23 protein-coding genes and 3 pseudogenes are annotated in these 22,806 nt (G+C 69.1%); 9 read left to right on the top strand and 17 right to left on the bottom strand.

Going from position 1 to position 22,806, the window contains the following annotated elements:
- Nucleotides 1-17: 17 nt before the first annotated feature.
- Together AZE13_RS22135 and AZE13_RS22130 are read right to left on the bottom strand one after the other, a co-directional pair.
- Entirely contained in the window at nt 18-1,022 is a 1,005-nt protein-coding gene (locus AZE13_RS22135; RefSeq protein ID WP_066934707.1) for a methyltransferase, read from the bottom strand.
- Between the two features lie 429 nt (nt 1,023-1,451).
- Entirely contained in the window at nt 1,452-2,063 is a 612-nt protein-coding gene (locus AZE13_RS22130) for an NAD(P)H-dependent oxidoreductase (protein ID WP_066934703.1), read from the bottom strand.
- A 314-nt stretch (nt 2,064-2,377) separates the two neighbouring features.
- Between AZE13_RS22130 and AZE13_RS22125 the strand changes: the two genes are divergently transcribed.
- On the top strand, nt 2,378-2,683 hold the full coding sequence (locus AZE13_RS22125) for a hypothetical protein (protein ID WP_066934700.1): 306 nt from the start codon (nt 2,378-2,380) through the stop codon (nt 2,681-2,683).
- Nucleotides 2,684-2,772: 89 nt separating this feature from the next.
- Here AZE13_RS22125 and AZE13_RS22120 read toward each other — a convergent pair whose 3' ends face one another.
- The gene (locus tag AZE13_RS22120) at nt 2,773-4,674 is read right to left on the bottom strand and encodes a glycoside hydrolase family 15 protein (RefSeq protein WP_066934697.1); all 1,902 of its coding nucleotides are present in this window, start codon (nt 4,672-4,674) and stop codon (nt 2,773-2,775) included.
- A 128-nt stretch (nt 4,675-4,802) separates the two neighbouring features.
- Here AZE13_RS22120 and AZE13_RS22115 point away from each other — a divergent pair, with 128 nt between their 5' ends.
- Nucleotides 4,803-5,156 (top strand): MmcQ/YjbR family DNA-binding protein, encoded by a 354-nt coding sequence (locus AZE13_RS22115; protein WP_066934694.1) that lies wholly within the window; start codon nt 4,803-4,805, stop codon nt 5,154-5,156.
- Nucleotides 5,157-5,158: 2 nt separating this feature from the next.
- Here AZE13_RS22115 and AZE13_RS37030 read toward each other — a convergent pair whose 3' ends face one another.
- From AZE13_RS37030 to AZE13_RS22095, 5 genes are all read right to left on the bottom strand, one after another.
- Nucleotides 5,159-5,329, bottom strand: coding sequence for a hypothetical protein (locus AZE13_RS37030; protein ID WP_181690415.1), 171 nt, complete (start codon nt 5,327-5,329; stop codon nt 5,159-5,161).
- A gap of 309 nt (nt 5,330-5,638) precedes the next feature.
- Nucleotides 5,639-6,574, bottom strand: a complete 936-nt coding sequence (hemC, locus tag AZE13_RS22110) for a hydroxymethylbilane synthase (protein ID WP_066934691.1) — start codon at nt 6,572-6,574, stop codon at nt 5,639-5,641.
- A gap of 277 nt (nt 6,575-6,851) precedes the next feature.
- Nucleotides 6,852-7,559 carry a class F sortase gene (locus tag AZE13_RS22105; protein ID WP_066934688.1) on the bottom strand — a complete coding sequence of 236 codons (708 nt, stop codon included), beginning with the start codon at nt 7,557-7,559 and terminating at the stop codon, nt 6,852-6,854.
- Nucleotides 7,560-7,685: 126 nt separating this feature from the next.
- Nucleotides 7,686-8,390: a hypothetical protein gene (locus AZE13_RS22100; protein WP_066934685.1), complete on the bottom strand. Its 705-nt coding sequence runs from the start codon at nt 8,388-8,390 to the stop codon at nt 7,686-7,688.
- 630 nt (nt 8,391-9,020) lie between these two features.
- Nucleotides 9,021-9,758 (bottom strand): Mut7-C RNAse domain-containing protein, encoded by a 738-nt coding sequence (locus AZE13_RS22095; RefSeq protein ID WP_398780193.1) that lies wholly within the window; start codon nt 9,756-9,758, stop codon nt 9,021-9,023.
- Between the two features lie 287 nt (nt 9,759-10,045).
- Here AZE13_RS22095 and AZE13_RS22090 point away from each other — a divergent pair, with 287 nt between their 5' ends.
- A complete protein-coding gene (locus AZE13_RS22090; RefSeq protein WP_066935005.1) occupies nt 10,046-10,744 on the top strand; it encodes an aspartate/glutamate racemase family protein in 699 nt (232 codons plus the stop codon).
- A 127-nt stretch (nt 10,745-10,871) separates the two neighbouring features.
- Here the strand turns inward: AZE13_RS22090 and AZE13_RS22085 are convergent, their stop codons facing one another.
- The 6 genes and pseudogenes from AZE13_RS22085 to pqqA form a co-directional block, all read right to left on the bottom strand.
- Entirely contained in the window at nt 10,872-11,102 is a 231-nt protein-coding gene (locus AZE13_RS22085; protein ID WP_066934682.1) for a DUF6296 family protein, read from the bottom strand.
- A gap of 444 nt (nt 11,103-11,546) precedes the next feature.
- Complete coding sequence (pqqE, locus tag AZE13_RS22080) at nt 11,547-12,671, bottom strand: pyrroloquinoline quinone biosynthesis protein PqqE (protein WP_066934680.1); 1,125 nt, start codon at nt 12,669-12,671, stop codon at nt 11,547-11,549.
- On the bottom strand, nt 12,668-12,925 hold the full coding sequence (gene pqqD / locus AZE13_RS22075) for a pyrroloquinoline quinone biosynthesis peptide chaperone PqqD (protein WP_066934678.1): 258 nt from the start codon (nt 12,923-12,925) through the stop codon (nt 12,668-12,670). The genes pqqE and pqqD overlap by 4 nt, the downstream gene beginning before the upstream one ends.
- On the bottom strand, nt 12,922-13,653 hold the full coding sequence (pqqC, locus tag AZE13_RS22070; protein ID WP_066934676.1) for a pyrroloquinoline-quinone synthase PqqC: 732 nt from the start codon (nt 13,651-13,653) through the stop codon (nt 12,922-12,924). The genes pqqD and pqqC overlap by 4 nt, the downstream gene beginning before the upstream one ends.
- 72 nt (nt 13,654-13,725) lie before the next feature.
- Nucleotides 13,726-14,655, bottom strand: coding sequence for a pyrroloquinoline quinone biosynthesis protein PqqB (gene pqqB, locus AZE13_RS22065; protein ID WP_066934674.1), 930 nt, complete (start codon nt 14,653-14,655; stop codon nt 13,726-13,728).
- 10 nt (nt 14,656-14,665) lie between these two features.
- Nucleotides 14,666-14,749 (bottom strand): annotated as a pseudogene (gene pqqA / locus AZE13_RS35785) (pyrroloquinoline quinone precursor peptide PqqA); the annotation flags it as partial.
- A 397-nt stretch (nt 14,750-15,146) separates the two neighbouring features.
- On the opposite strand from pqqA, the gene AZE13_RS22055 reads away from it, so the two are divergent.
- Together AZE13_RS22055 and AZE13_RS22050 are read left to right on the top strand one after the other, a co-directional pair.
- Entirely contained in the window at nt 15,147-15,833 is a 687-nt protein-coding gene (locus AZE13_RS22055) for an alpha-ketoglutarate-dependent dioxygenase AlkB family protein (RefSeq protein ID WP_066934668.1), read from the top strand.
- Between the two features lie 89 nt (nt 15,834-15,922).
- Nucleotides 15,923-16,222 (top strand): DUF2277 domain-containing protein, encoded by a 300-nt coding sequence (locus tag AZE13_RS22050; RefSeq protein ID WP_079124261.1) that lies wholly within the window; start codon nt 15,923-15,925, stop codon nt 16,220-16,222.
- 44 nt (nt 16,223-16,266) lie between these two features.
- Here the strand turns inward: AZE13_RS22050 and AZE13_RS22045 are convergent, their stop codons facing one another.
- Nucleotides 16,267-16,893, bottom strand: a complete 627-nt coding sequence (locus AZE13_RS22045) for a flavin reductase family protein (protein ID WP_066935002.1) — start codon at nt 16,891-16,893, stop codon at nt 16,267-16,269.
- Nucleotides 16,894-17,024: 131 nt separating this feature from the next.
- On the opposite strand from AZE13_RS22045, the pseudogene AZE13_RS34280 reads away from it, so the two are divergent.
- The 4 genes and pseudogenes from AZE13_RS34280 to AZE13_RS22030 all read left to right on the top strand — a co-directional run.
- Nucleotides 17,025-17,252 (top strand): annotated as a pseudogene (locus tag AZE13_RS34280) (TerD family protein); the annotation flags it as partial.
- Between the two features lie 62 nt (nt 17,253-17,314).
- The gene (locus tag AZE13_RS22040) at nt 17,315-18,463 is read left to right on the top strand and encodes a DUF475 domain-containing protein (RefSeq protein ID WP_066934666.1); all 1,149 of its coding nucleotides are present in this window, start codon (nt 17,315-17,317) and stop codon (nt 18,461-18,463) included.
- A gap of 211 nt (nt 18,464-18,674) precedes the next feature.
- Nucleotides 18,675-19,559 (top strand): LLM class F420-dependent oxidoreductase, encoded by an 885-nt coding sequence (locus tag AZE13_RS22035; protein WP_066934664.1) that lies wholly within the window; start codon nt 18,675-18,677, stop codon nt 19,557-19,559.
- Between the two features lie 133 nt (nt 19,560-19,692).
- Nucleotides 19,693-20,325: pseudogene (locus tag AZE13_RS22030) on the top strand (histidine phosphatase family protein); the annotation flags it as partial.
- 45 nt (nt 20,326-20,370) lie between these two features.
- Here AZE13_RS22030 and AZE13_RS22025 read toward each other — a convergent pair.
- Together AZE13_RS22025 and AZE13_RS22020 are read right to left on the bottom strand one after the other, a co-directional pair.
- Nucleotides 20,371-21,732, bottom strand: a complete 1,362-nt coding sequence (locus AZE13_RS22025) for an aldehyde dehydrogenase family protein (RefSeq protein WP_066934661.1) — start codon at nt 21,730-21,732, stop codon at nt 20,371-20,373.
- Nucleotides 21,732-22,790, bottom strand: coding sequence for an AMP-binding protein (locus AZE13_RS22020; protein ID WP_066934658.1), 1,059 nt, complete (start codon nt 22,788-22,790; stop codon nt 21,732-21,734). The genes AZE13_RS22025 and AZE13_RS22020 overlap by 1 nt, the downstream gene beginning before the upstream one ends.
- Nucleotides 22,791-22,806: the final 16 nt, after the last annotated feature.

Genomic DNA, 22,806 nt, shown 5'->3' with positions numbered 1-22,806 from the left:
TTCCGCGGCGGCCGGCGCTACTTGCTGCCGACGACCAGCGAGACGGACGAGGGCAGGCTGATCCGCTCGACGGTTTTCAGACCCGCGTCCGTCAGCCACCCGGAGATCTCCGGCAGGCTGTAGGTGCGGTCGCCGGAGCAGGCGTACATGGCGAGGGAGAACGCGGCGTTGTGCGGTTCGGGCCGCTCGCCACGGACGTCCTCGAGGATCGCGATCCGGCCACCGGGCCGGAGAGCCTTGGCGGCCCGCGCTATCAGGTCCCGGTTCTCGGCGTCGGTGTGGTTGTGCACGATCTCGAAGAGGAACACCACGTCGTAGCCGCTGCCGAGGTCGCCGCTGAGGAAGCTGCCGCGTTGGAGGGTGATCCGGTCGGCGAGACCGGCCTGTTCGATCGCGGTGCCGGTGTCGGCGAGCGCCTCGGGCAGATCGAGGATGGTCGCGGAGAGCCCGGGGTGCCGGCGGCACATGGCGAGGGAGTGCAGTCCGTGCGAACCGCCCAGGTCGAGCAGGCGCCGGGCCCCGTCGGGCAGCGGTACGGCGTCCACGATGGCGTCCACCGTCAGCCGGGACTTGACCTTCATATACGCGGCGAAGTCCCGCCCGGCCCCGGGGTTGTCGGCCCAGCGCTCCCACAGGGACTGTGCGGGCTTGCCGTCCCGTACGGCCTGCGGGAGTTCCCACAGGACGTTGGTGAGTTCGTACGCCCACAGCAGTGCCGGGGTGAAGTCGAACTCGGCGTCCTTGCCCAGCCAGCGCTCGGCCAGCGGACCGTTGCGGTAGCGGCCGTCCTCCAGGGTGAGCCACCCGAGGACGGCGGCCACGTCGGCGACCGCCCGGGTCCCGTCGGTACCGGCGCCGATGGCCGCGGCCAGTTCGTCGAGCGTCTTGGGCCCGCCGTCCTCCAGGACGGCGAAGACGCCGAGCTTGGCGGCGGTGGTCAGCGCCGCGTAGCGGATGGTGGAGCCGATCACTTCGTCGATCGGGTTGCCGGTCAACTCGGCGTCGGTGGTGGTCTGGAACATGGCTGATCTCCTCGTGTCTCCTGGTGGGATGGCAGGACGGACGGCCACGCGGGCGGACCCTGCCGGGAATCGCCGGGCACGCGAGGTTCCGCGAGCGCGGTACGGAAAGGTGGGACTGCCGAAGGGGATGGGTGGGCCGTGGGGTGACCTCGGCCGATGCGCCGGGGGACCTGCCGCCCTGTACGGAGCGAGCAGATGGATCCGCCCGAGCCGGCTCTGATGGGGCGTCAGCGAAGGATCGGCGTACGCACCGCACCGTGCACCGGGGCACCCGGCTCAGGTCCGAGCCCCGCGTGAGGGCACCGTGAGGGGCCGCGCCTGGCACCCGGGACAGAGTCGCCGGCGCCTGCGGGCACCAGCAACCGCCCTCCCCCGGCCCGATGTTGCGCCGCCCCTCCGCCGGTACGCCTCAGGAGAGGCTGCCGGAGATCAGCCGGACACGTCCTCCAGCGACACCGCGGCGCGCCCGGCGCGGTGGACGTGGGCGGTCTCGGCGATCCGGCGGCCGAGCGCCTCCGCGGTGCGCAGATCGCCGGCGCAGGGCGTGACGTCGGGCCCTTCGTCGTTGTTCGACTGGGACATGGCGCCCAGCCAGCTGCCGAGCCGGTTGATGTCCTCGGGACTGCCGGAGGAGGTGTTCCAGCCGCCGTACTCGGCCAGGCCGACCCAGATCATGCCGTGCTGGGCGGCGAACAGGGCGATGTCGATGAGGGCGTTGAGCTTGTCCCCCGCCATGTTGCCGCTGTTGGTGAAGCCGCCGGCGATCTTGTTCTTCCAGCGCATGTTGTCGCCCCAGACCTGGCTGGTGGCCTCGACGAAGGTACGGAAGACCGCGCTGCTGCCACCCATGTACGTCGGCGTACCGAAGACGACGGCGTCGGCCTCCTGCAGCGCCGCCCAGAGTTCGTCGTTCAGTTCGGCGAGGGAGAGCAGGTGTACGCGGGTGTCGGGCACCTTCTCCGCGCCGGCCGCCACGGCTGCCGCCTGCTTGGCGGTGTGGCCGTATCCGCTGTGGTAAGCGACGGCAACGTTGATCTGCATGCTTCTCCCCCACCCAGGAAACCGATGCCATGGTTTAGCTTTCACTAAAGCTGTCCAGAAAGCTTTAGACCGCTGGGTACGTTATCCATCTCCGCACCCCGAAGGCAAGCACCTCCGGCCAACACCCCGAAAAGAACAGGTAAACCCGCAGACCGGACACTTCACCGCCCAGGAGCCGCCAGCCCCACCACCCCAACCCTCGCCACAACGTGACCCACCTCACACGCCGCGCTGTCATACGGCGCCCTCCCCGTATCCGTGTACGGAGCGACGGGCCCACACGGGCCCCGACCACTACGGGGAAAGGAAGACACGTGCGAAACAAGCGCATTCTGCTCACCGCACTCGCCGCGACGGCTCTCACGGTCGCCGGCCTGGGCGGCGCCGCTCAGGCCAACGCCACCACCGGGGAGCACACCGCGGAGTCCACCGCCGCCCACGCCCAGCACCGGGCCGAGCCGATGGACGGTCCTCCCGGAACGGTCTGGACCGGCAAGAAGTTCTGGACCCTCAGCGGATGCCAGGAGGCCGGCACCGACCTGGTCTCCAGCGGTAAGTGGGCCGACCCCTTCTGCGACGGCTCAGGCCTGCAGTGGGACCTGTGGGCCCGGCCGCTGTAAATCCGGCATGAAGACGGTTCGCCTCCGCACAGATCCGCGGCTGCGCGGAGGCGGCCGCCCCACGGCACGGCCTGACGCTCTCGGCACGGTCACCCCAGCGCCCGGTCCAGGTTGAACGCCGCGCTGATCAGCGCGAGGTGGGTGAAGGCCTGGGGGAAATTGCCTATCTGTTCGCCGGTGCGGCCGATTTCCTCGGCGTAGAGCCCGAGGTGGTTGGCGTAGGTGAGCATCTTCTCGAAGGCCAGCCGGGCCTCGTCCACCCGGCCCGCGCGGGAAAGCGCCTCGACGTACCAGAAGGAACAGATCGAGAAGGTGCCCTCCTCACCGCGCAGCCCGTCCGGACTGCGGCTCGGGTCGTAGCGGTAGACCAGGGAGTCGGACACCAGGTCCGTTCCCAATGCGTCAAGAGTGGAAAGCCATTTCGGGTCCGTGGGAGAGATGAATTTGGCCAGCGGCATCATCAGGACGGCGGCGTCGAGCACATCGTCGCCTTCGTGCTGGACGAATGCCTTGCGCTCCGCGGACCAGCCGCGCTCCATGATCCGCCGGTAGATCGTGTCACGGGCCCGGCCCCAGCGGAGCATGTCCGCAGGCAGGCCGCGGTGCCCGGCGATCCGCATCGCCCGCTCGATCGCGACCCAGCACATCAATCGCGAGTAGAGGAATTTCTGGGTGCTGCCACGGGTCTCCCAGATGCCCTCATCCGGCTGATCCCAGTTGTCGCAGACCCAGTCGACCAGATCGACGATGGTGTCCCATTCGTTGCTGGACAGCGGCTCCCCCCATTTGTCGTAGAGGTAGAGGGAGTCGATAAGGGCCCCATAGATATCCAGTTGGAGCTGATTGACGGCGTTGTTGCCGATACGGACGGGAGCCGAGCCCAGATGGCCCTCCAGGTGGGGCAGCTCGCTTTCGGGCAGTTCGCTGCGGCCGTCGATCCTGTACATGATCTGCAACGGGCTACCGCGTCCGGGGCCGGGTCCGGCCTCAGCCCCGCCCCCGGCGCCGGAGCCGGCCACGGAGACGTCGACGGAGCCGCAGTTCCGGCAGATGACGCCGGAGAGGAAGTGCACAAAAGTCTTGGCCTCATCGGTGAATCCAAGTCTGAGCAGCGCGTAGATACAGAACGCGGCGTCCCTCACCCACACATAGCGGTAGTCCCAGTTGCGCTCACCGCCGATCTGTTCGGGCAGGCTGGTGGTCGGCGCGGCCACAATCGCTCCGGTCGGTGCGTAGGTGAGGAGCTTGAGAGTGAGTGCGGAACGGTGGACCATCTCCCGCCAGCGCCCTCGGTAGCGGGACTGCGACAGCCAGCCGCGCCAGTACCGCACCGTGGCACTGAACTGCTCCTCCGCCTCCCGCACCGGGCAGGCCCGCGGCTCCACCCCGTCGCCGATCCGGTCGAGCGCGAACACCGCCGACTCGCCCTCGTGCAGTTTGAAGGACGACCAGGCGTCCGGGCCGTCGATCTCGACCGGAACGCTGGAGGTCAGTCCCAGTGAGAGATCCGGCGACTCGAAGACCGTGTGGCCCTGCCGACGACGCACGGCGTGCGTCTGCCGGCCGTAGTCGAACCGAGGCGCCACCCGGGCGGTGAAGGGCAGCGCTCCGCGTACGCACAGCACCCGGCGGATCAGCCGGTGGCGGTCCGCCTCGCGCGAGTCGTCGACGATCGGCATGAAGTCCTGGACCTCACCGACGCCGTGCTCCGCGAAGAACCTGGTGATCAGGATGTTGGTGTCGGGGAAGTAGAACTGCTTCGTCCGGGCGGGCACGTCCGGGGCCAGTTCGAAGGACCCTCCGCGATCGGCGTCCAGGATCGCGGCGAAGACGCTGGGCGCGTCGAAGCGTGTACAGCAGTACCAGTCGACGGTGCCATTCGTCCCGACGAGCGCCGACGTACGCATATCGCCGATCAGACCGTGCTCGGCGATCGGCAGGTAACGGGGCGTATCCGCCCTACTGGGGCGGGGGCTCTCGCTTGAGGTCATACACCGACCTCCCCGGCCTGGGCAGGGGCAGGGGCATCGGCTTCAGGTTACCTCCGGGGGGTTCCGACCACCTCCGGGGTGCCCTCGCACGCGTCTCGCACGTGTCCTCATGCGCTTAAGGTAGTGGCGTGATCGATTCCGCTGATGTCCGCCGTATCGCCCTCTCCCTGCCGGAGACAGTGGAGAAGATCGCCTGGGAGATGCCCACCTTCCGGGTCGCCGGGAAGATGTTCCTCACGATCCCCGACGATGAGACGTCTTTCGCCGTGCGGTGCCCGGTCCATGAGCGGCAGGAACTGATCGCGGCGGAGCCGAGGAAATTCTGGGTGCCGCCACATGAGGCCGGCTCCGCATGGGTGCGGGTGCGGATCGCCGAGCTGGAGGACATGGACGAGCTGCGGGACATCCTCGTGGACTCGTGGAAGCAAGCGGCTCCCCCGCGACTGCTGGACGTTTTCCCCACATTCCCCACAGCAGGCTGACGCTAGTCGCGCGGGCGGCGCAGATCACTCCAGTCGAGGGCCTGGGACACCTTCTGCTGCGAATGTTCGGCGACCTCACGGACTTCGGCGAGAACATCGCCGTGCTTCTCGACCATTTCTTCGTAGATCGGCGTACGGCTGGATGTCTGTGTCGTGGTGGCGGTGGTGTTCATCTCGGTGTCCGATTTCCATTCCCGTGTGTGTGATAGTTGCGGCTCAGCAGGTCTCGCCGCCCCGGGAAGAAGGAGCACCACCACTTCAGGTGTGGGCTGAACTCCTGGTGCGCTAAGGGAGGTTGTCCCCGCTCATGCGCCGCTCCCCCGTGCGGCGCGGATATCCTGTCATGCGTGCGGCGAGCACGCAAAGATCAGTCCGGAGCCTGAGACCGTTGCTTCTCCGAAGTCTGATCCGTTGGTTCCCGTTGATGACCGAACGCACGGTTTGGCTGTGGTGGATCACACCTACCGGGCGGTCCGATGACATCAGTGCGCGATGCCGTCGATCAGTTCGCGCGCGCCCTGGCGGAGCAGGGCTACCGCCACCGACGTGCCGAGCGTCTCCGGGGTGAGCGGCCCGGCCCATTCGTGCGCGTTGAGCACGGTCTTGCCGTCCGGGCTGAACACACAGGCGCGCAGGGAGAGTTCACCGCGCCGGTCGGTCTTGGCATAGCCGGCGATCGGGCTGTTGCAGTGGCCCTGCAGAACGTGCAGCAGCATGCGCTCGGCGGTGGTCTCCTGGTACGTCCGGGGATGCCCCAGGCCGCTGACCGCGTCGATGGTGTCGGTATCGTCCTCGCGGCACTGGAGTGCCAGCACGCCGGCACCGATGGGCGGGCACATCTCGTCCACGGACAGGATCTGGGTGATCACATCCGTCCGGCCGATGCGCTCCAGGCCGGAGACGGCCAGCAGCAGTGCGTCCGCCTCGCCGGCCGCGAGCTTCTCCATGCGGCGGTTGGCGTTACCGCGCATCGGTACGCACTGGAGATGCGGGTGGGAGCCGGCGAGTTGGGCGATCCGGCGGACCGACGAGGTACCGATCCGGGTGCCTGCGGGGAGTTCGTCGAGGGTGAGCCCGCCCGGATGGATCAGCGCATCGCGGACGTCATCGCGCTCCAGGAAGGCGGCGAAAACCGTGCCGGCCGGCAACGGGCGGTCGCCCGGAATGTCCTTGACGCAGTGCACCGCGAGGTCCGCCTCACCGGCCAGGAGCGCCGCGTCGACCTCTTTGGTGAACGCCCCCTTCCCCTCGACCTGCGAGAGCGCGCCCAGCCAGCGGTCGCCGGTCGTCTTGACCGGGACGACCTCGGTGGCGATTCCGGGGTGGAGCAGACCGAGTTCGGTGCGGACGCGCTCCACCTGGGCCAGGGCCATGGGCGAGTCGCGGGAGACGATACGGATCAGTTCAGGGGCGGACATGCGCCCACGATAGACCGTCGGTTACACCCGCCGGTCCGGGCGCGGGGGCGCTCGCCCGGCTGTTCCCACCTGGCGCGGGGACACGGCCGTCCGCCGATGGGAGCGGATGGGGCCGGCGCTTGGGCCGACCGGGTGAGCCGTCGTGTCGCGGGCGGGCTCCGTCGCCGCCACCCGGGTGACATGACGACGCCCAGGCCGGCGGGGAACCGGCCTGGGCCTGTCCCGCAGTACGGGCAGGGTTCTCGTACCGGCAGGGATCGCGTACCGCCGACCCCGATCAGGCACGTCGGAACGATGCCAGGTGGGCGAACACCACCACGTTGTCCACGTAATCCCTGACCTTCCGGTCGTATGCGCCGCCGCAGGTGATGATGCGGAGCTGCGCGGTCGGCGCATCGGCGTAGACCCGGTCATTGGGGAACTGTTTCTTGTTGAAGGTCTCGACGGAGTCCACCTTGAAGATCGCGACCGTACCGTCCTCACGGGTGATGTTGATCGTGCTGCCCGGCTTGATGGACTCAAGCTGCATGAACACCGCGGGTCCGGTCTTGGTGTCGACATGGCCGGCGAGGATCGACGCTCCGCGCTCCCCCGGGGAGGCGCCGTCCTTGAACCAGCCGACGAGGTTTCTGTTCCCCGCGGGCGGGGCGTCGAGCTGGCCGCTCGGGCCGAGGGACAGCGGGGTGAAGGGAGCATCGACGGCGATCGCAGGAATCCTCAGCCGTTTCGGTGCGGAGCGGGCCATCTCCAGACCGCGGACGGCCGCGGAGGAGGAGCCGTTCGTCTGGGGACTGGCGGAGGCGGCGACGGCCGGGCCGGACTGCGGCTTGGGGTCTGCCGAAGTGTCCACGGAGTTGTAGACGAGGAGGGAGCCCAGCAGGAACGCTGCCGCGGACCACAACAGGCCGCGGCCGACGGGACGGGGCGCCTGGGCGGTCCGGGACGGGTTCGGATTCGGCTGGGGCGGCGACTGCTGGGCAGTCATATGCGGATGCCTTTCATGTAGGGGGCAGCGACGAGGCAGGGAAGCCGCCGAACGCAATCGCCGCGGCCACCGTCCACGAGGAACGGTGGCCGCGACGGCATAGCGACCTCCGTACGGGGCAGCCTCTTAGGCCGTCGCAGACCCGGAGGCGTTGCGGCGACGCAGCATGTAGGCACCGGCTCCGAGACCACCGAGCATCAGCACGGAGCCGGCCGCCAGGCCGCCGCCGGTCGCCATCCCACCGCCACCGGTGTGGATACCACCGTGCGGACGGCGGTGGTGGTCGCGCCAGCCGCCGTGGTCGTGGTCCCGGCTGCCGTTGCCCCAGTCGTGGTCACGGCCGCCGCCACGCCCGTGGTCATCGTCGTCATCCCAGTCGTTGACCACGACCTTGGCGAGGGCTCCACCGCCGGTGTGGACGCCGCCGCTCGGCTTACGGCAGCGGTCCCAGGAGCCGTGGCCGTAGCCGTTGCCCTTGTCCCGGCCGTTGCCCCAGCTGTGACCATTGCCGTTGTCGTGGCCGTTGCCCCAGCTGTGGCCGTTGCCGTTGTCGTGGCCGTTGCCCTTGTCCCGGCCGTTACCCCAGTTGCGACCGTCACAGTCGTCGCGGTCGCGGTCGCGGTCACGGTCACGGTCGCGGTCCCGGCCGTTGCCCCGCCCGTGGTCGTCGTCGCGGTCGCGCTTGCTGTTCCGACCGTGGTCGTCGTCGCTGGAGGAAGCACTTCCCTTCGAGGCAATGTCCTCCATGATCATGGCATTGGCGGCAGGTGCAGAGATTGCGAGGGCCGCTGTGATGGCGGCCGAAGCGAACAGTGTGCGAGCAGTGCGCATGGGGACATGTTCCTTTCGGCGCGACTGCGAAGGCTGACTCTTTGTCGGCACATCGGATCGCAGTAGCGACGTGATCACCGTCAGCCGAATCGCGGCCGCGCACCACCGGAAAACGTTGCGTTCGAGGTACCCCCTGGGCTCTTCGGGTGGCAAGAGGCAACGAATTCACCCGTTCGATGGCGCGCGTCGTCGGCGTGTCGCGCAACGAGTGGGCTAAGGGGGCTCCGACGACGGTCCACAGCGCACCGCCGCGCAAGGACGCGGGAGAATTCCGGCTCAGCGACACGTCCGGGAACGGCTCAGCGACGTGTTCGGGAATGCGTCCGGGGGCGTGGGCGTGTCGCGAGAGCCTCCGCGACACGCCGGCGTCGTCGGGCCGGGTCCGGGAGGCTCCGTGCCACGGGCCGCCACCATGCCCGGCCCGAGCCCCGCGCCCAGCCCGCCCGGCCGGCGCGGCCCGCCCCGGCACAGCCCGCCCCGGCCCGGCCCGCGAAGGACAGCGTCACCCGTCCCCACGCCCAAATGCCTTACAAACAGGTGGAGTTGAACGGGGCGCACATCCACGGCGGCCCGCCCCCCCCGTGCCCACCTCTCCCGGATCGGGAATGCGCACGGCCAAGAGGCCTCGATTCATCCGGCGCTGTACCGGAGCGCCTTCTCCACGATCGCCTCAAGCCGTGCGTGGTGTGCACCGCGCCAGTACACCCGCCCGCAGGCGGTGCACTGCGCGAAGACGTCGTACGTCCGCTGAGTACCGTGCTGGAGGTGTTCCCGGACCGATTCCTTGTCGGCGTCCGCCAGTCGGCCGTTGCACGCCGTACACCGCGTCCAGGGCGCGAGCGTGGGGGCGAAGCGCTCCAGTACGTCGCGGAGTTGGTCGTCGGGCCGGTCACTGTAGACGAAGGCGCCCGCCCAGATCTCCCGCCGGCGCAGCAACCCCCGGTCCCGGGAGAGCAGCACCCGCCGCTCCTTCGCGGAGAGCGCGGCCAGTGCCGCGTCGCCGGGGTCCTCGTTGGTGTACGCGGCATCGACGCCTAGCAGCCGCAGCCTGCGCGCCAGGGTGCCGAGATGGACGTCGAGCAGGAACCGCAGCGGTGCGCCGGGGACCCGCTGCGGGCGTTCGACGCCACGCACCTCGATGTGCTCGCCGGCGCGCGGGATGTGCGCGACGGAGACCTCGCTGCCGTCCACGACGAGCCTGCCGACCTCGGTGAGCGGGACACCCAGCGACTCGACGACATGTCCGAGCGTCGAGGAACCGTCGGTCACCACGGGCGCGCGTGCGGTGATGTGCTCCGCCGTGACGAAAGCGTGCAGCTCAGGGGCGAAACTGAAGGAGGTCTGGGGTCCGTTCACGCCGCACAGCATGTCACCGGGCGGGCCGCGCCGGCCAGCCGATTCCTGCTGCTGGTCGCGGGCCGGTATTGGCCGTCCTCGCCTCGGCCTCACGGGACCGTGAACGCTTCGTCGCCACCGACGACTTCGACATCACCCGCGATGCCCGCGGGCACACCGCGTTCGACCACGGTATTCACTTCTGCCGTCCGGGGGACGGAACAGCTGCCGGTGCGCTGGCAGCCGGCGTCGGCGCACCGGCAGCCGGGTCGGGAAATCCCTGGTGGGGGCCGGTATCCATATGCGAAAGTGACGCGATGATGCGAACGATCGGACTGCTCGGCGGCATGAGCTGGGAGTCCACTGCCGAGTACTACCGTCTCCTCAACGAACTGACCCGGGAACGTCTGGGCGGCCTGCACTCATCGCGATGTGTGCTCTACTCCGTCGACTTCGCGGAGATCGAGCGGCTACAGGTCGAAGGACGCTGGGACGAGGCGGCCGATGTGCTCGTGCAAGCGGCCAAGGCACTGGAGTCGGCCGGTGCGGACACGCTGCTGATCTGCACGAACACCATGCACAAGGTCGCCGATCAGGTGGCCGCCGCGGTCGGCATCCCGCTGCTTCACCTCGCCGATACCACCGCGGAAGCCGTACGCGCCAAGGGCCTGCACCGCGTCGGCCTGCTCGGCACCGCCTTCACCATGGAGCAGGACTTCTACCGTGGCCGCCTGGCGAGCCACGGCCTGGACGTCCTGGTCCCGGACGCGGCCGGACGGGACACGGTCCACCGGGTGATCTACGACGAGCTGTGCCGCGGCATCGTCCGCGAGGAATCCCGTGCGGCTTTCATGGCCGTCATCGGCGACCTGGTCGCCGCCGGGGCCGAGGGTGTGGTGCTGGGCTGCACCGAGATCGAGTTGCTCATCGGCCCCGAACACAGCCCGGTACCGGTCTTCCCGACCACCCGGCTGCACGCCGAGGCGGCGGTCCGGCACGCTCTCGGCCACTCCGAGTAACAGGGCAGCAGGCTGCATGCGGCGGCCTCTCAGGGCAATACACCCAGGGCAACCGACATCCGACGGGGCGTAGGCGCCGAGGGCCGGCCCAACCCAGCCTGGTCTGGCCCGGCCCGGCAACAGTCGGTCAATGGGTGAGTGGCCGCGCCAGGATCGGCGTACGAGGCGCCTGATGTCCGCCGCTGGCCAGCATGCGCACCTCGCCCCGGTCGCTGATCTCCGCCCGTACGATCCCCGACTCGTCCTCGTACACCGGATACCCGCCCGCTCCCGCCTGCTCGGTGCGGCGGACGATCACCACGTCGTCCTCCGCCGCGAGGGCCTGAAATACCAGCTCATAGCGTTCCGGGTAATCCATCGGGGCCTCCCGATACGGCTCGGCAGGTGCTTCCGGCGCCGGTATCGCTCCCCGCCGCCGCTCCACGCGCGCCGCCGCACCCAGGCACTTCCATCGTCGCCCACCCCCGCGCACCGCGCCTCAGGAAGCGGGGAAAACGGCCGATTCCCAGAGGGACCGCCGGCACACCGGAGACGGAGCCTCGCTCCCGTGCGCTGTCACAGGAGCGAGGCGGATCCGAGGAGCGCCAGCAGCTCGGATAGTTACGGCAACCACCGTACGGGTCACCACTGACAACAGCCGCCCGAGCCGCGCCCCGCCCCAGCCACGCACCGCCGTCGGCCCGCGGCAACAGCCGCAGGCCGACGGCGGATCCCCACCCGATCGGAGTAGTGTCCGGCAGCACGGGAGAACCGCCTCCGCCGAGGGTTGAATCCGCTGAACGGCGATTCCGCCAAGGGGCGTTTAAGGGGCGTTGCCGCGCGGTCGTCCGAGCCCGGTGGGGGGCCGCTCCGCCGCGGTGTCGATCAGGTCGCGTACGAGGGCATGGTCCGGGGACAGCCGGCAGGCCGGATCGGTGGCAGCGGCATCGCCGGTGAGCGCGAAGGCCTGGCAGCGGCAGCCACCGAAGTCCTTCTCACGCAGGTCACAGCTGCGGCAGGGCTCACGCATCCACGCCGTGCCCCGGTAGCGGGTGAAGGCGGAGGAGCGGCGCCAGATCCATGCCAGCGGGTGGTCGCGGATGTTGGGGGCATCGAGGCCGGGGATCGAAGCGGCTGCCGGACAGGGCAGAACCGTACCGTCGGGCGCGATGGTGAGGGAGACGGCGCCCCAGCCCCCCATACAGGGTTTGGCGGCACCGTCGAAGTAGTCGGGGACCACCCACACCAGCTCGGGCGTACCGTCACGTCTCTCCTCCCGTCGGCGTCGCACGGTCTGCCGCGCGCGGTCGAGCTGTGCGCGGGAGGGCAGCAGCTCGGCGCGGTTGCGCAGTGCCCAGCCGTAGAACTGCGTGTTGGCGAGTTCGATGCGGTCCGCGCCCCAGCTCTCTCCGAGATCGATCAGCGCGTCCAGCGCGTCCAGGTTGTGGCGGTGCAGCACGACGTTGACGCCGAGCGGCAGCCCGGCGGCGCGGACCAGGCGCGCGGCCCGTTCCTTGCCGGCGAAGGAGCGGCGCCCGGCGATCAGGTCGGATGTCGCCGCGTCGGCGTGCTGCACGGACAGCTGCACGCTGCGCAGTCCGGCGCCGATGAGCCGGTCCAGCCGCGCCCGGCTAAGTCCGGCACCGCTGGTGACGAGCTGGGTGTGGATCCCGGCCCGGTCGGCGGCCGCCACGATCGCTTCCAGGTCGGAGCGGAGCAGCGGTTCACCACCGGAGAGGTGCGCACTCACCACCCCGAGGTCCCCCGCCTGACGCAGCACATCCGCCCACTCCCCGGCCGTCAGCTCCGCTCCCCTCCCGACGAGCTGGACCGGGTTGGAGCAGTAAGGGCAGCGCAGTGGACAGCCATGGGTGAGTTCGGCGAGCAGGGCCCAGGGCGGCTGCGGCTGCGGCCGCCGCACCGCACTCCGCCCCGGCGGTCGGGTCATCGCAGCCACCCCTCCTCCCGTATCCGCCCGAGGAACTCCGGCACCTCGGCCGCCACCGGCGCACCCGGATACCGGCGGCTCAACTCGGCCACGATGTCCGGCACCTCGCGCTCTCCGTCGCACAGCTGGAGTACAGCGCCCGCGCTCCCTTCCAGCACCACGACACGTTCCGGGAGGAGCAGCAGATCGGTGTCGCGTACCCGGTCGTGGCGCAGCTGCACGGCAGGAGCGAGCACCGGCCGCCAGTCCGTCATCGCCACTCCTCGGCTACGGGACGCTCCCCCGCTACGGGGCGTGCCTCCGCCACAGGACACTCCCCCAGCTCGACCGCGTCGAGCAGCGACCACAGCACCTGGCACTTGAACGTCAGCGCGGCCACCGCCAGCTCCTGCTCGGCCCCGGTACGCGCCCAGTCCAGGACCAGCGCCAGGGCCTCCTTGCTGTCCCGGTGCCCCTGGCTCTGCCGGCCGCGGAAGTAGCTGAGCCCCTCCGCGTCGATCCAGCGATAGTGCTGCTCGAAGGCGTCGATCCGGGTGCGCATGATGTCCGGGGCGGACAGCTCGGTGAGCGAGGCCGCGACCGCCTCCAGCGGTGAGCGCAGCCGGCAGAAGTTGACGTAGCCGTCGACGGCGAGCCGTACGCCGGGCAGCACACCGGTGTCGTCCATCAGCAGCGACCGGTCGAGTCCGGCCGCCTCCCCGAGCCGGAGCCAGCGCTCGATACCGCCCTCGCCGTCCTGCTGACCGTCGTGCTCCTGGATCCGCCGCAGCCACATCCGGCGCAGCTCCGGAGTGCGCAGCTTCGCCATGATCAGGGCGTCCTTGACGGGGATATGACGCTGGTAGTGGAAGCGATTACGGATCCACCGGCGCAGCTCATCCGGCGACAACTCCCCTCTGTGCATACGGATGTTGAAGGGGTGCCGGTCGTGATAGCTGTCGCGTGCCACAGACCGCAGCCGCTCCTCGAACGGCGTACTCACGGAGCGGCCTCCCTCGTGCTCACGCTCATTCCCATACTCATGCTCATGTTCACCGGGCGGTCTCCGTCGTGCTCACAGAGCGATCTCCATGCCTTCCGCGGCCACCGCGAGGCCGAGCGCCGCCAGCTCCTTGTGCTGCGGCGCGGCGGGGTCGACGAGCGGATTGGTGTTGTTGAGGTGGGTGTAGAGGCAGCGGGCGGCGAGCGGTGCCAGCCGGACCGCGGTGCCCCCCGGACCGCTGATCGGCAGATGCCCCATGCCGGTCGCGGTCCGGGTGGAGAAGCCACTGCGGCGCGGCTCCTCGTCGTCCCAGAAGGTACCGTCGAGCAGCACGACATCGGCCCCGGCCAACGCCTCGCGGAACGCGTCCGGCCAGGCGGCGAGCGCGGGGGCGTAGAGCGCGGTGCCTCCCGTGCGCCGGTCGTGCAGACGGAGCGCCACCACCCACGGATCGGCCGCGTTACGGGGCGATGCCTCACTTCCCGGTCCGGCGGCCACGTACCCGCCGGCGTACCGGGGTCGTTTCGCGGAGATCGGAACGGCGCTGATCTCGACGTCGGATCCCTGGCTCAGCGGTACGGGGACGGAGCCCAACTCCCGCCATTCGAGGGCGGTATAGGACTTCAGGAGACCGTCGAGGTGCGCCCGCTCGCACAGCGCCGCACGGACCGGCACGGTGGCGAGAACCTCTATCCGGTCGGCCTCGCGGAGGCGTGCGATGCCGAGCGTGTGGTCGAGTTCGGCGTCGGTGAGGACGATGCCCGCCATGGGGGTTCGGCGTGCGGCAGGGCCCGGGTGCAGGGCGGGGGTGTGCTCGATCTGATCGGCGATATCGGGGGTGGCGTTGATCAGGTACCAGTGGTCGTCGTCGGCTCGTACGGCGAGCGAGGCGTGGCGGCGGCGCCGGTCGGGGTGGGCGCGCGCGCCGGAACACCCGGGGCATGCGCAGTTCCACTGGGGCACTCCGCCACCCGCCGCGGTGCCGAGCACCTGCAGCAGCATGGCAGCGCCGTCAGCGGACGTGCAGCGCGTAGGCCGTGACCTCGAGCGCGGTCTCGACGACCCGGTAGCCGGGCTTCTGCCAGGCGCCACGCTCTGGGTCGGCGGCGGTGAGCCGGCGGGCCGCCGGGCTTTCCGTGGCTCCCGCCGTGCGGTGGTCCTGACCACGGACGGCATCGTCCGTGCGGGGGCTCTGACCACGGACCGCATCGTCCGTGCGGGGGTTCACGCGGGCGGTCGTCTGAGGATTCATGCCGATTCCAGCCTTTCTTACCGCATCGCTACTCACCGTTGTGCAGAATCCTCAGCCCCGCGGTCACGGTCAAGGGCGAAACGAAAAAATGGTCCGACCTATGGACGCATCACACAGCCATCCGGACTTCCCGCGGCCGTGGCGACGCCGCAAGAGAGCAGCCCGTAGCACGCTGGAAGAGAGCGGCCCGTGGCACGCTGGAAGAGATGAGTGCGGACAGCGCAGCAAGCCAGAGGAATCCATGAGCACCCCGCTCCCCGGCTTCGAGAACCCCCATCCCACCGCCACCGGCCGCCGGGAAGTCGCTCCCGGCGCCGTCCACGTCCCGGGCTGGCTCCCCCTGGAGCAGCAGCGCGAGCTGGTCACCGCCTGCCGTCGCTGGGCGCGCGGCCCTGCCCCGATCCGGCACACCAAGCTGCCGCGCGGCGGCGTGATGTCCGTCCAGACGGTATGCATCGGCTGGCACTGGCAGCCGTACGCGTACACCCGTACCGCCGACGATGTGAACGGCGCCCGGGTCGCCGCGTTCCCCTCCTGGATGGTCGAATTGGGCCGCCGCGCACTGGCCGACGCGTATCAGGACCCGGCCGCCGGCGACGGCTACACACCGGACACCGCACTGATCAACTTCTACGACGGCCAGGCGAAGCTCGGCATGCACCAGGACAAGGAGGAGCGTTCCGGCGCCCCCGTGGTCTCCCTGAGCATCGGCGACACCTGCGTCTTCCGCTTCGGCAACACCGAGACCCGGACCAAGCCCTACACCGATATCGAGCTTGCCTCCGGTGATCTCTTCGTCTTCGGCGGCCCGTCCCGCTTCGCGTACCACGGGGTACCCAAGGTCCGCCCCGGCACCGGCGACCCGGCCACCGGCCTGGCCGCCGGCCGCCTCAACATCACCATGCGAGAAACAGGCCTCGACACCTGACCCGGCACGCCCCGTCCCCCGTCCCTGCCCCCGTCCCCGTCCTCATCCATCCCCTGACCCCGCCCCGTCCCCGGAGGCACACTGGACTCATGTGCCGCAGCATCAAGACGCTCCGTCCACCTGTCACCCCCGAGGTCACCGATGAGGACATCCGGGCAGCGGCCTTGCAATACGTACGCAAGGTCTCCGGATTCCGCGCCCCGGCCGCCCACAATCGCGAGGTGTTCGATCACGCCGTGGCAGCCGTGACCGCCGCGACCCGGGAACTCCTCGACGGCCTCCAGGTACGCGGTTCGTCCGCCCTCGCCCACCGCGATGCCCTCACCATTCGACCTGAGCCTGCGCAGGACAGCGATCGCTCGGAAACTGTCCGTACTCGACGTACGTAACTGATCTCCCCGCGTCCCGCACGTCCCCGCCTCGTCCGTCCCACCTACCTGTCCTGCCTCCCGCCCGCCGGCCCCCGCCAGTCCGCGTACCGGATACGCGAGATCTCCCGTATGCCACCGACCGTGGCCCACTCTTCCTTCCCCAGCCGTGACAACGGCTTCAGCTGGGCGATGTCGGGGTGCCCGTCAACCAGCACGTCCTGCGAAACCACCGCATGCACCACACGCCCGAATACGACCGTCGCATCCCCGATGCCGACCGTGGTGTGCACCTCGCACTCCAGCGCCACCGGCGAGGCCGCCACCCGCAGCGGCTTGACCCGCAGACTGGGCTCGGAATCGATCCCGACCGCTTCGAATTCGCTCACCCCGTACGGGAATTCGGTACCCGTGTCATTGATCTGCGCAAAGCATTCCTCCGGCGCGAGACTCACCACGAACTGCCCGGTCGCCTCGATGTTGCGCAGCGTGTCCTTACGCCCTACGGAGCTGAACTGGACAACGGGCGGCGTGACACTGGCGACCGAGAAGAAAGAGTGCGGTGCAAGGTTGTGCGTCCCGTCCGCGGACGTGGTCGACACCCAGGCGATCGGCCGCGGCACCACTACCGCGGTCAACAACTTGTAGAACTCGTTGCGGGTCATCTCGGCGGGGTCATAGTCGATGCGCATGGTGATCAGTATCCACGCGGGCGGCCGCGGGTTCCACGCGGTTTCCACAGCGGATCCATGCCCCCAAACCCCCTGGGTGCGACGGAGAGTGACCCCGACGACCGCGGGCAGACTTTGGGCCACCGCGGGCAGACCTTGACGACCGCAGGCAGACTTTCGGCCAGGTCGGCAATGCGTTCATCCGCGTGGTGAACCGGGCCGACGGCCAGGGGCTCGTCCGCCATGACCTCAGCGAAGACGCGTCCACGCAGGCGGCGATGACCTTCGGCAGGGTCCAACGGCACGGCGGCGAGCGGAAGTTCCGCGCCGTTGGCCCGGGGTATGTGTCAGGGCTACGAGGCATCGCTCTAGACTTCGGGTCAATGTTTCGCAAAGCCAGGTGCGGCGCGGGGGAAACCCGTACAAAACGATTGGGTAGCCAGTGCTTCTGAAAACGTTCGGCTGGTCGTTCGCGGTTACCGCGCTCGGCCTGGTCGCGGCGGTGTTATACGGGGGGTGGACCGGCTTCGGGATCGTGGCGATCCTGTCCATCCTCGAGGTCTCGGTGTCCTTCGACAACGCCGTGGTCAACGCCGGAATCCTGAAGAAGATGAATGCCTTCTGGCAGAAGATCTTCCTCACCGCCGGTGTCCTGATCGCCGTCTTCGGCATGCGGCTCGTGTTCCCGGTCGTGATCGTCGCGATCAGCGCCAAGATCGGTCCGATCGAAGCGGTACGGCTCGCGCTCGACGACAAGGACACGTACCAGCAGCTGGTGACCGACGCCCACCCGTCGATCGCCGCCTTCGGCGGCATGTTCCTGTTGATGATCTTCCTCGACTTCCTCTTCGAGGACCGGGAGATCAAGTGGCTCGGCTGGCTGGAGCGTCCGCTCGCCAGGCTCGGCAAGGTCGACATGCTCTCCGTCTGCATCGCGCTCGTCGTGCTGTTCGCCTCCGCGATGACCTTCGCCACCAACGCCCACCAGCACGGCGGCAGCCATGCGGACAAGACGGAGACCGTCCTGATCGCCGGCATCGCAGGCTTGATCACGTACCTGGTCGTCGGCGGCCTCTCCGGCTACTTCGAGAACAGGCTCGAGGAAGAGGAGGAGCGCGAGCACGCGGCCGAGGAAGCGGCCAGGAGGAGCGGCAAGAAGGTCCCGGCGGTCGTGATGGCCGGCAAAGCGGCGTTCTTCATGTTCCTCTACCTGGAGGTCCTGGACGCGTCCTTCTCCTTCGACGGCGTCATCGGCGCCTTCGCGATCACCAACGACATCGTCCTGCTGGCGCTCGGCCTCGGCATCGGCGCGATGTACGTCCGCTCGCTCACGGTCTACCTGGTCCGCCAGGGCACCCTCGACGACTACGTCTACCTGGAGCACGGCGCGCACTACGCGATCGGCGCCCTCGCCGTGATCCTGCTCGTCACCATCCAGTACGAGATCCACGAGGTCATCACGGGCCTCGTCGGCGTCGTCCTGATCGCCTGGTCCTTCTTCTCCTCGGTCCAGCGCAATCGCAGGGCAGCGGCGGCCGAGGGGAAGGACACGGGGGCCGACGAGAAGGCCGAGGTCTCCTCCGGCGTCTGAGCCGGCCCGACAATCCCGTCCGAGCCGGGCAGCCGGCGCGGTCCCTGCTTCGGCACGTCCGCCTTCCTGACAATTCATCACAGGAACGGGACCGCGGCGGCTGTCCGGCACAACTCACCGAAGACCAGAGGCAGTCGGCGGTGATCGACGAGTGAGATGATGTCGTCCCCAGGGGAACAACAGGACGATCATCGTATGGTATACAGGCGCAATGCCTTTACAGCGTCCCTTCCGCTTCGGCGTCAACATGTTCGTTCCCGGTTCGCGACGTGAGTGGAGCGCGAAGTGCCGCAGAGCCGAGGAACTCGGTTTCGATGTCGTCGGAGTGGCCGATCACCTGGGGTTTTCCGCGCCGTTTCCAGCAATGGTGCTCGCAGCCGAAACGACCGAACGGGTGCGGCTGAGTACGTTCGTGTTGAACACGCCGTTCTACAACCCCGCGCTTCTCGCCCGTGACGTGGCGAGCACCGACCAATTCGTCGACGGGCGTATGGAACTCGGGCTCGGTGCGGGCTATGTGAAGGCCGAGTTCGACGCCGCGGAGCTACCGTTCCCCAGCGGCGGCAAGCGGGTCGAACAGCTGGAAGAGACGGTCACCACGTTGCGCCGTCTGTTCGCGGACCCGGAATATCTGCCGCGTCCGGCCCAACCCTCCGGGCCACCACTGCTGATTGGAGGCTGGGGCGACCGGCTGCTGCGACTGGCCGCCACGCACGCCGACATCATCGCCTTCACCGGAGGCTGGGCCAACATCACCGGGGATGTACTCCATGTGGCCGGCATCGAGCAGACCGAAGAACGGGTCGCCTACGTGCGCGGCCTACTCGGTGACCGCGCCGACGCCGTGGAGCTGAATATCCTGGTGCAGCAGGTGATTCCGCCCGCCGAACGCGCCACGGTACCTGACAGGTTCGAGCCGCTGCTGCCGCCCGATTCCGCGCACAGCCCCGAAGAGCTGCCCAGTGTGCTGATCGGGACCCCAACGGAGATGGCGCAGCAGCTCAAGGAACGCCGCGAACGCTACGGCTTCACCTACTTCACGGTGATGGAATACAACATGGAGATCTTCGCGCCGGTCATCGCCGCGCTGCGCTGAGCCACACACTTCGCCGGAATGCCGCCCACGACGGGGGCTCTGATCGAAAATCGAAAGGGGCGGCACGATGCGCATCGGCTCCAGAACCAGCAGCCGGGATGCGGCCGGCCGGCATCTCACGCTCGCCGGCCAGGGCACCCCCACGACCCTTGTGCTGCTGCGCCACGGTGAGACGGCATTGACACCGGAGAAGCGGCTGTCCGGCAGCGGCGGCTCCGACCCGGCGTTGTCGGAGACCGGGCGGCGGCAGGCCGAGGCCGCCGCGAGGATGCTCGTGGCACGCGGCACGGTCCAGGCGGTGGTGTCCTCACCACTTCGCCGAGCCCAGCAGACGGCCGAGACGGCGGCACGACGGCTGGGCCTGGAAGTCCAGGTCGACGAAGGGCTCACCGAGGTGGATTTCGGTGCCTGGGAGGGACTGACGTTCGCCGAGGTGCGCGAGCGCTACCCGGACGAGATGGCAGCGTGGCTCGCCTCCCCGGCGGCGGTGCCGGGTGGAACCGGGGAGACCTTCACCGTGGTTGCGCGCCGGGCCGCGCGCGCACGGGACCGGCTCCTGGCGCGGTACGCGGGGCAGACCGTGTTGGTCGTTTCGCATGTCGGGGTGTTGCGGACGCTGGTTCGGCTGGCGCTGGGCGCGCCACCCGCGTCGCTGTTCCGGATGGAACTGTCGGCGGCCTCCCTGTCGGTCGTGGCCTATGACGGGGAGGGGAGTGCGTCGGTGCGATCGCTGAACGACACGTCCCACCTCGCGGACCACCGCTGACCTCGGCAGACGGGGGGACGGTGCTCGGCACCGTCCCCCCGTCGGTCAGCGGCGAATCGTCTTGGTGCGCATCAGGAATTCAGCGAGGTAGCCGTCGTGCGGCAGCCCGTGTGCCATCCACGGTGTCGGATGGTCGCCGACGTAGACGTTGCCGATGGTCGGCTCGGCCACCAACTCGTCGATCAGGTTCTCGTCGGTGGTGACGGCAGTGAGGACGAGGGTGTCGCGCAGCGGCCGGATCCCGGCGCCGCGGTCCCACGGGGCAACCCACGCACAGGGGAAGCCCAACTCCATCCCGAGCTGTTCGGCGAACGGGCTGTCGAGCTGGTGCACCGCCGGCCGGAGCACCGCGGAACCATCGCCGAGATCGTGGACGATGCTGTCACCGCCTAGCCATGCCTTGGTGCCTGCTGCCCGCTGCCGCAGAGCTGTGTCCCACCGGCGGGCGGGACCGACGGGCATCACGGGCAGGACTGCGCGTTCGTCCGTCGCGGGCAGGCTGGGCAGCGCGGCGAGGCGTTCGGCGATCGCCGCGGCCACGGGGGAAGGGTCGCCCTCGACCAGGACGCCGGTGGCGTTGACGCAACCGACGCCCGCGCCACTGCTGATCGACTCCACGATGGTGTCGACGATCGGCTCCCACTCGGTTTCGGCGGTGATGAGTATCTTGGAGCGCCCGGGGCCCTGCGGCAGAATGCGTCGGTCACCGGCATATTTGCCCACGACATCCGCACCGCCGTACACCATTCCGAAGTCGGCGTGCCGGAGGATATCGTCGGCCGCGTTGTGGTCGGTGGGCAGCAAGACGATTCCCTCGTCGCCGAAACCGGCCTCGCGCAGGGCAGTGACCAGCCGATGCGGGGTGAACGGTTCACGGCGGGAGGGACGCACGGCGACGCGATAGCCGAGCGCGAGGGCATCGAGCCAACCCTGGTGCACCGCAGGGTGATTGCCCGCCGCATGGACGGCGAATACCGCACCGCGCCGGGTCCACACCGCCGCACCGCCCCGGGCCCGCGGATCGCGCCACGATCCGACCGCACCGGCCGGCCGCGCGTTCTCCACGCTGTGGTGGATCCGCTCGGCGGCCCGCGCGATGTCGTCGGTGGCATTGCGCACCACTGTGATCGGTATCCCGGTGACCGCGCTGACGGTGTGCTGATATTCCTGTGCCGTCAGTCCCGCGATCGGCTGTGTGGCGAAGGCCCGGGCCGCCTGCGCGAACGCCGCGATCCGTGCGTCGACGGGTAACGCCGGCGCTCGGCGCAGGGCCTTTATCGCGCGGGCGATGTAGAGCGAGGGTGCGAGACTCAGTGTCGCGACCGGGTTTCCAGGAAGATCTCGAATGGTCTCCTGGCGCCGGGACCGATACGGGCCGCCGGGGCCGAGCACGTCCAGGGGCAACATCAGTACACGCCCTCGATCACCGTCGTATCGCCGAAGGACGCCACGGGTGCGACGTCTGCGACCGCATCGCCGAAGCCGCCGTCCAGCGGTGCGATCCGGGTTGCGTAATCCCGCTCGATATTGTTGACCAGCAGGGCAGTTCGGCTCATGTGATGCACGACTATCTGCCCGCGCTCGCCGTACGGAACAACCTGGCCGGTGCCGGGGTCGATCACCCGGAACGTGGTGTACGGAGCGAAGGAGTCGAATACGCACGGCTCGTCGTCGCCGAGGCCGGGTCGTTCCACCGATGTCCCCAGCATCATCGTGCCGCCGTACCCGCCGACGAACGTGGCGTTTCCGAAGACCTCGTCGCGCAGCAGATCTCGGGTGTCGGCGTCCAGATGTGTACCGCCCCAGATGATCGCGCGAACCTTCCGGTTCACCAACTCGACCAGTTCGTCGTGCTGCGCGAGGCGCTCCAGCATCGGCGGGGTGGCGAAGAGGACGCCCACATCCTGGCCGGCCAGAATGTAGCCGACCTGTTCGACGAGGTGATCGGTGTAGGCCTCGGCCATGTCCGTCCGGCCCTGCGCGAGCACCTTCTTCACCCATCGTGGGTCCAGATCGATGCTGAAGTTCAGCCCGCCCCGCATCATCGCGGTGTCGATCGCCATTGCTCCGACATTGTGCGGCCCGGTGGGAACCGCACTGAGCCAGTCGACATTGCGCGGTACGCCGTGAGCGTCCAGTCGTTCGCTGAACCACTCGACGCTGCGCCGATGCCACTCCGCGGCGTACATCACTCGCTTGGGCTGCCCTGTGGTACCGCCGCTTTCGTAGACGGCCGCCCCGTGCTCGTCACCGTAGCCACGGGGAATCAGCTCACGGACGCCGACATCGCGCAGCTCGTCCACCACATTGGGAAACAAGCCGAGATCGTCGAAATCCCGGACATCGGTCAGCGGATCGAAGTCGAGCGTCTCGGCCCGCTTCAGCCAGAACGGTGAACCGGTCTCCGGACTGAAGTGCCACCGCATCATCTCCCGAACGAACTCTCCGCCAGTGTGCTCGACCATGGATTTCCCTCTCGAA

The organism is Streptomyces sp. NBRC 110611 (assembly GCF_001590865.1).
In the GTDB taxonomy this organism is placed as follows: domain Bacteria; phylum Actinomycetota; class Actinomycetes; order Streptomycetales; family Streptomycetaceae; genus Streptomyces.
This window is presented reverse-complemented; position numbering and strand designations above follow the sequence as displayed.

Excerpts from the sequence above, each read along its gene's own strand:
- AZE13_RS22020 (WP_066934658.1), bottom strand. The coding sequence starts at position 22,790 with ATGGTCGAGCACACTGGCGGAGAGTTCGTTCGGGAGATGATGCGGTGG.
- AZE13_RS22090 (WP_066935005.1), top strand. The coding sequence starts at position 10,046 with ATGCGAACGATCGGACTGCTCGGCGGCATGAGCTGGGAGTCCACTGCC.
- AZE13_RS22105 (WP_066934688.1), bottom strand. The coding sequence starts at position 7,559 with ATGACTGCCCAGCAGTCGCCGCCCCAGCCGAATCCGAACCCGTCCCGG.
- AZE13_RS22085 (WP_066934682.1), bottom strand. The coding sequence starts at position 11,102 with ATGGATTACCCGGAACGCTATGAGCTGGTATTTCAGGCCCTCGCGGCG.
- AZE13_RS22035 (WP_066934664.1), top strand. The coding sequence starts at position 18,675 with ATGCCTTTACAGCGTCCCTTCCGCTTCGGCGTCAACATGTTCGTTCCC.
- AZE13_RS22120 (WP_066934697.1), bottom strand. The coding sequence starts at position 4,674 with ATGACCTCAAGCGAGAGCCCCCGCCCCAGTAGGGCGGATACGCCCCGT.
- pqqD (WP_066934678.1), bottom strand. The coding sequence starts at position 12,925 with ATGACGGACTGGCGGCCGGTGCTCGCTCCTGCCGTGCAGCTGCGCCAC.
- AZE13_RS22100 (WP_066934685.1), bottom strand. The coding sequence starts at position 8,390 with ATGCGCACTGCTCGCACACTGTTCGCTTCGGCCGCCATCACAGCGGCC.
- AZE13_RS37030 (WP_181690415.1), bottom strand. The coding sequence starts at position 5,329 with ATGAACACCACCGCCACCACGACACAGACATCCAGCCGTACGCCGATC.
- hemC (WP_066934691.1), bottom strand. The coding sequence starts at position 6,574 with ATGTCCGCCCCTGAACTGATCCGTATCGTCTCCCGCGACTCGCCCATG.
- AZE13_RS22050 (WP_079124261.1), top strand. The coding sequence starts at position 15,923 with ATGTGCCGCAGCATCAAGACGCTCCGTCCACCTGTCACCCCCGAGGTC.
- AZE13_RS22095 (WP_398780193.1), bottom strand. The coding sequence starts at position 9,758 with ATGCTGTGCGGCGTGAACGGACCCCAGACCTCCTTCAGTTTCGCCCCT.
- AZE13_RS22130 (WP_066934703.1), bottom strand. The coding sequence starts at position 2,063 with ATGCAGATCAACGTTGCCGTCGCTTACCACAGCGGATACGGCCACACC.
- AZE13_RS22045 (WP_066935002.1), bottom strand. The coding sequence starts at position 16,893 with ATGCGCATCGACTATGACCCCGCCGAGATGACCCGCAACGAGTTCTAC.
- AZE13_RS22055 (WP_066934668.1), top strand. The coding sequence starts at position 15,147 with ATGAGCACCCCGCTCCCCGGCTTCGAGAACCCCCATCCCACCGCCACC.
- AZE13_RS22135 (WP_066934707.1), bottom strand. The coding sequence starts at position 1,022 with ATGTTCCAGACCACCACCGACGCCGAGTTGACCGGCAACCCGATCGAC.
- AZE13_RS22025 (WP_066934661.1), bottom strand. The coding sequence starts at position 21,732 with ATGTTGCCCCTGGACGTGCTCGGCCCCGGCGGCCCGTATCGGTCCCGG.
- pqqB (WP_066934674.1), bottom strand. The coding sequence starts at position 14,655 with ATGCTGCTGCAGGTGCTCGGCACCGCGGCGGGTGGCGGAGTGCCCCAG.
- pqqE (WP_066934680.1), bottom strand. The coding sequence starts at position 12,671 with ATGACCCGACCGCCGGGGCGGAGTGCGGTGCGGCGGCCGCAGCCGCAG.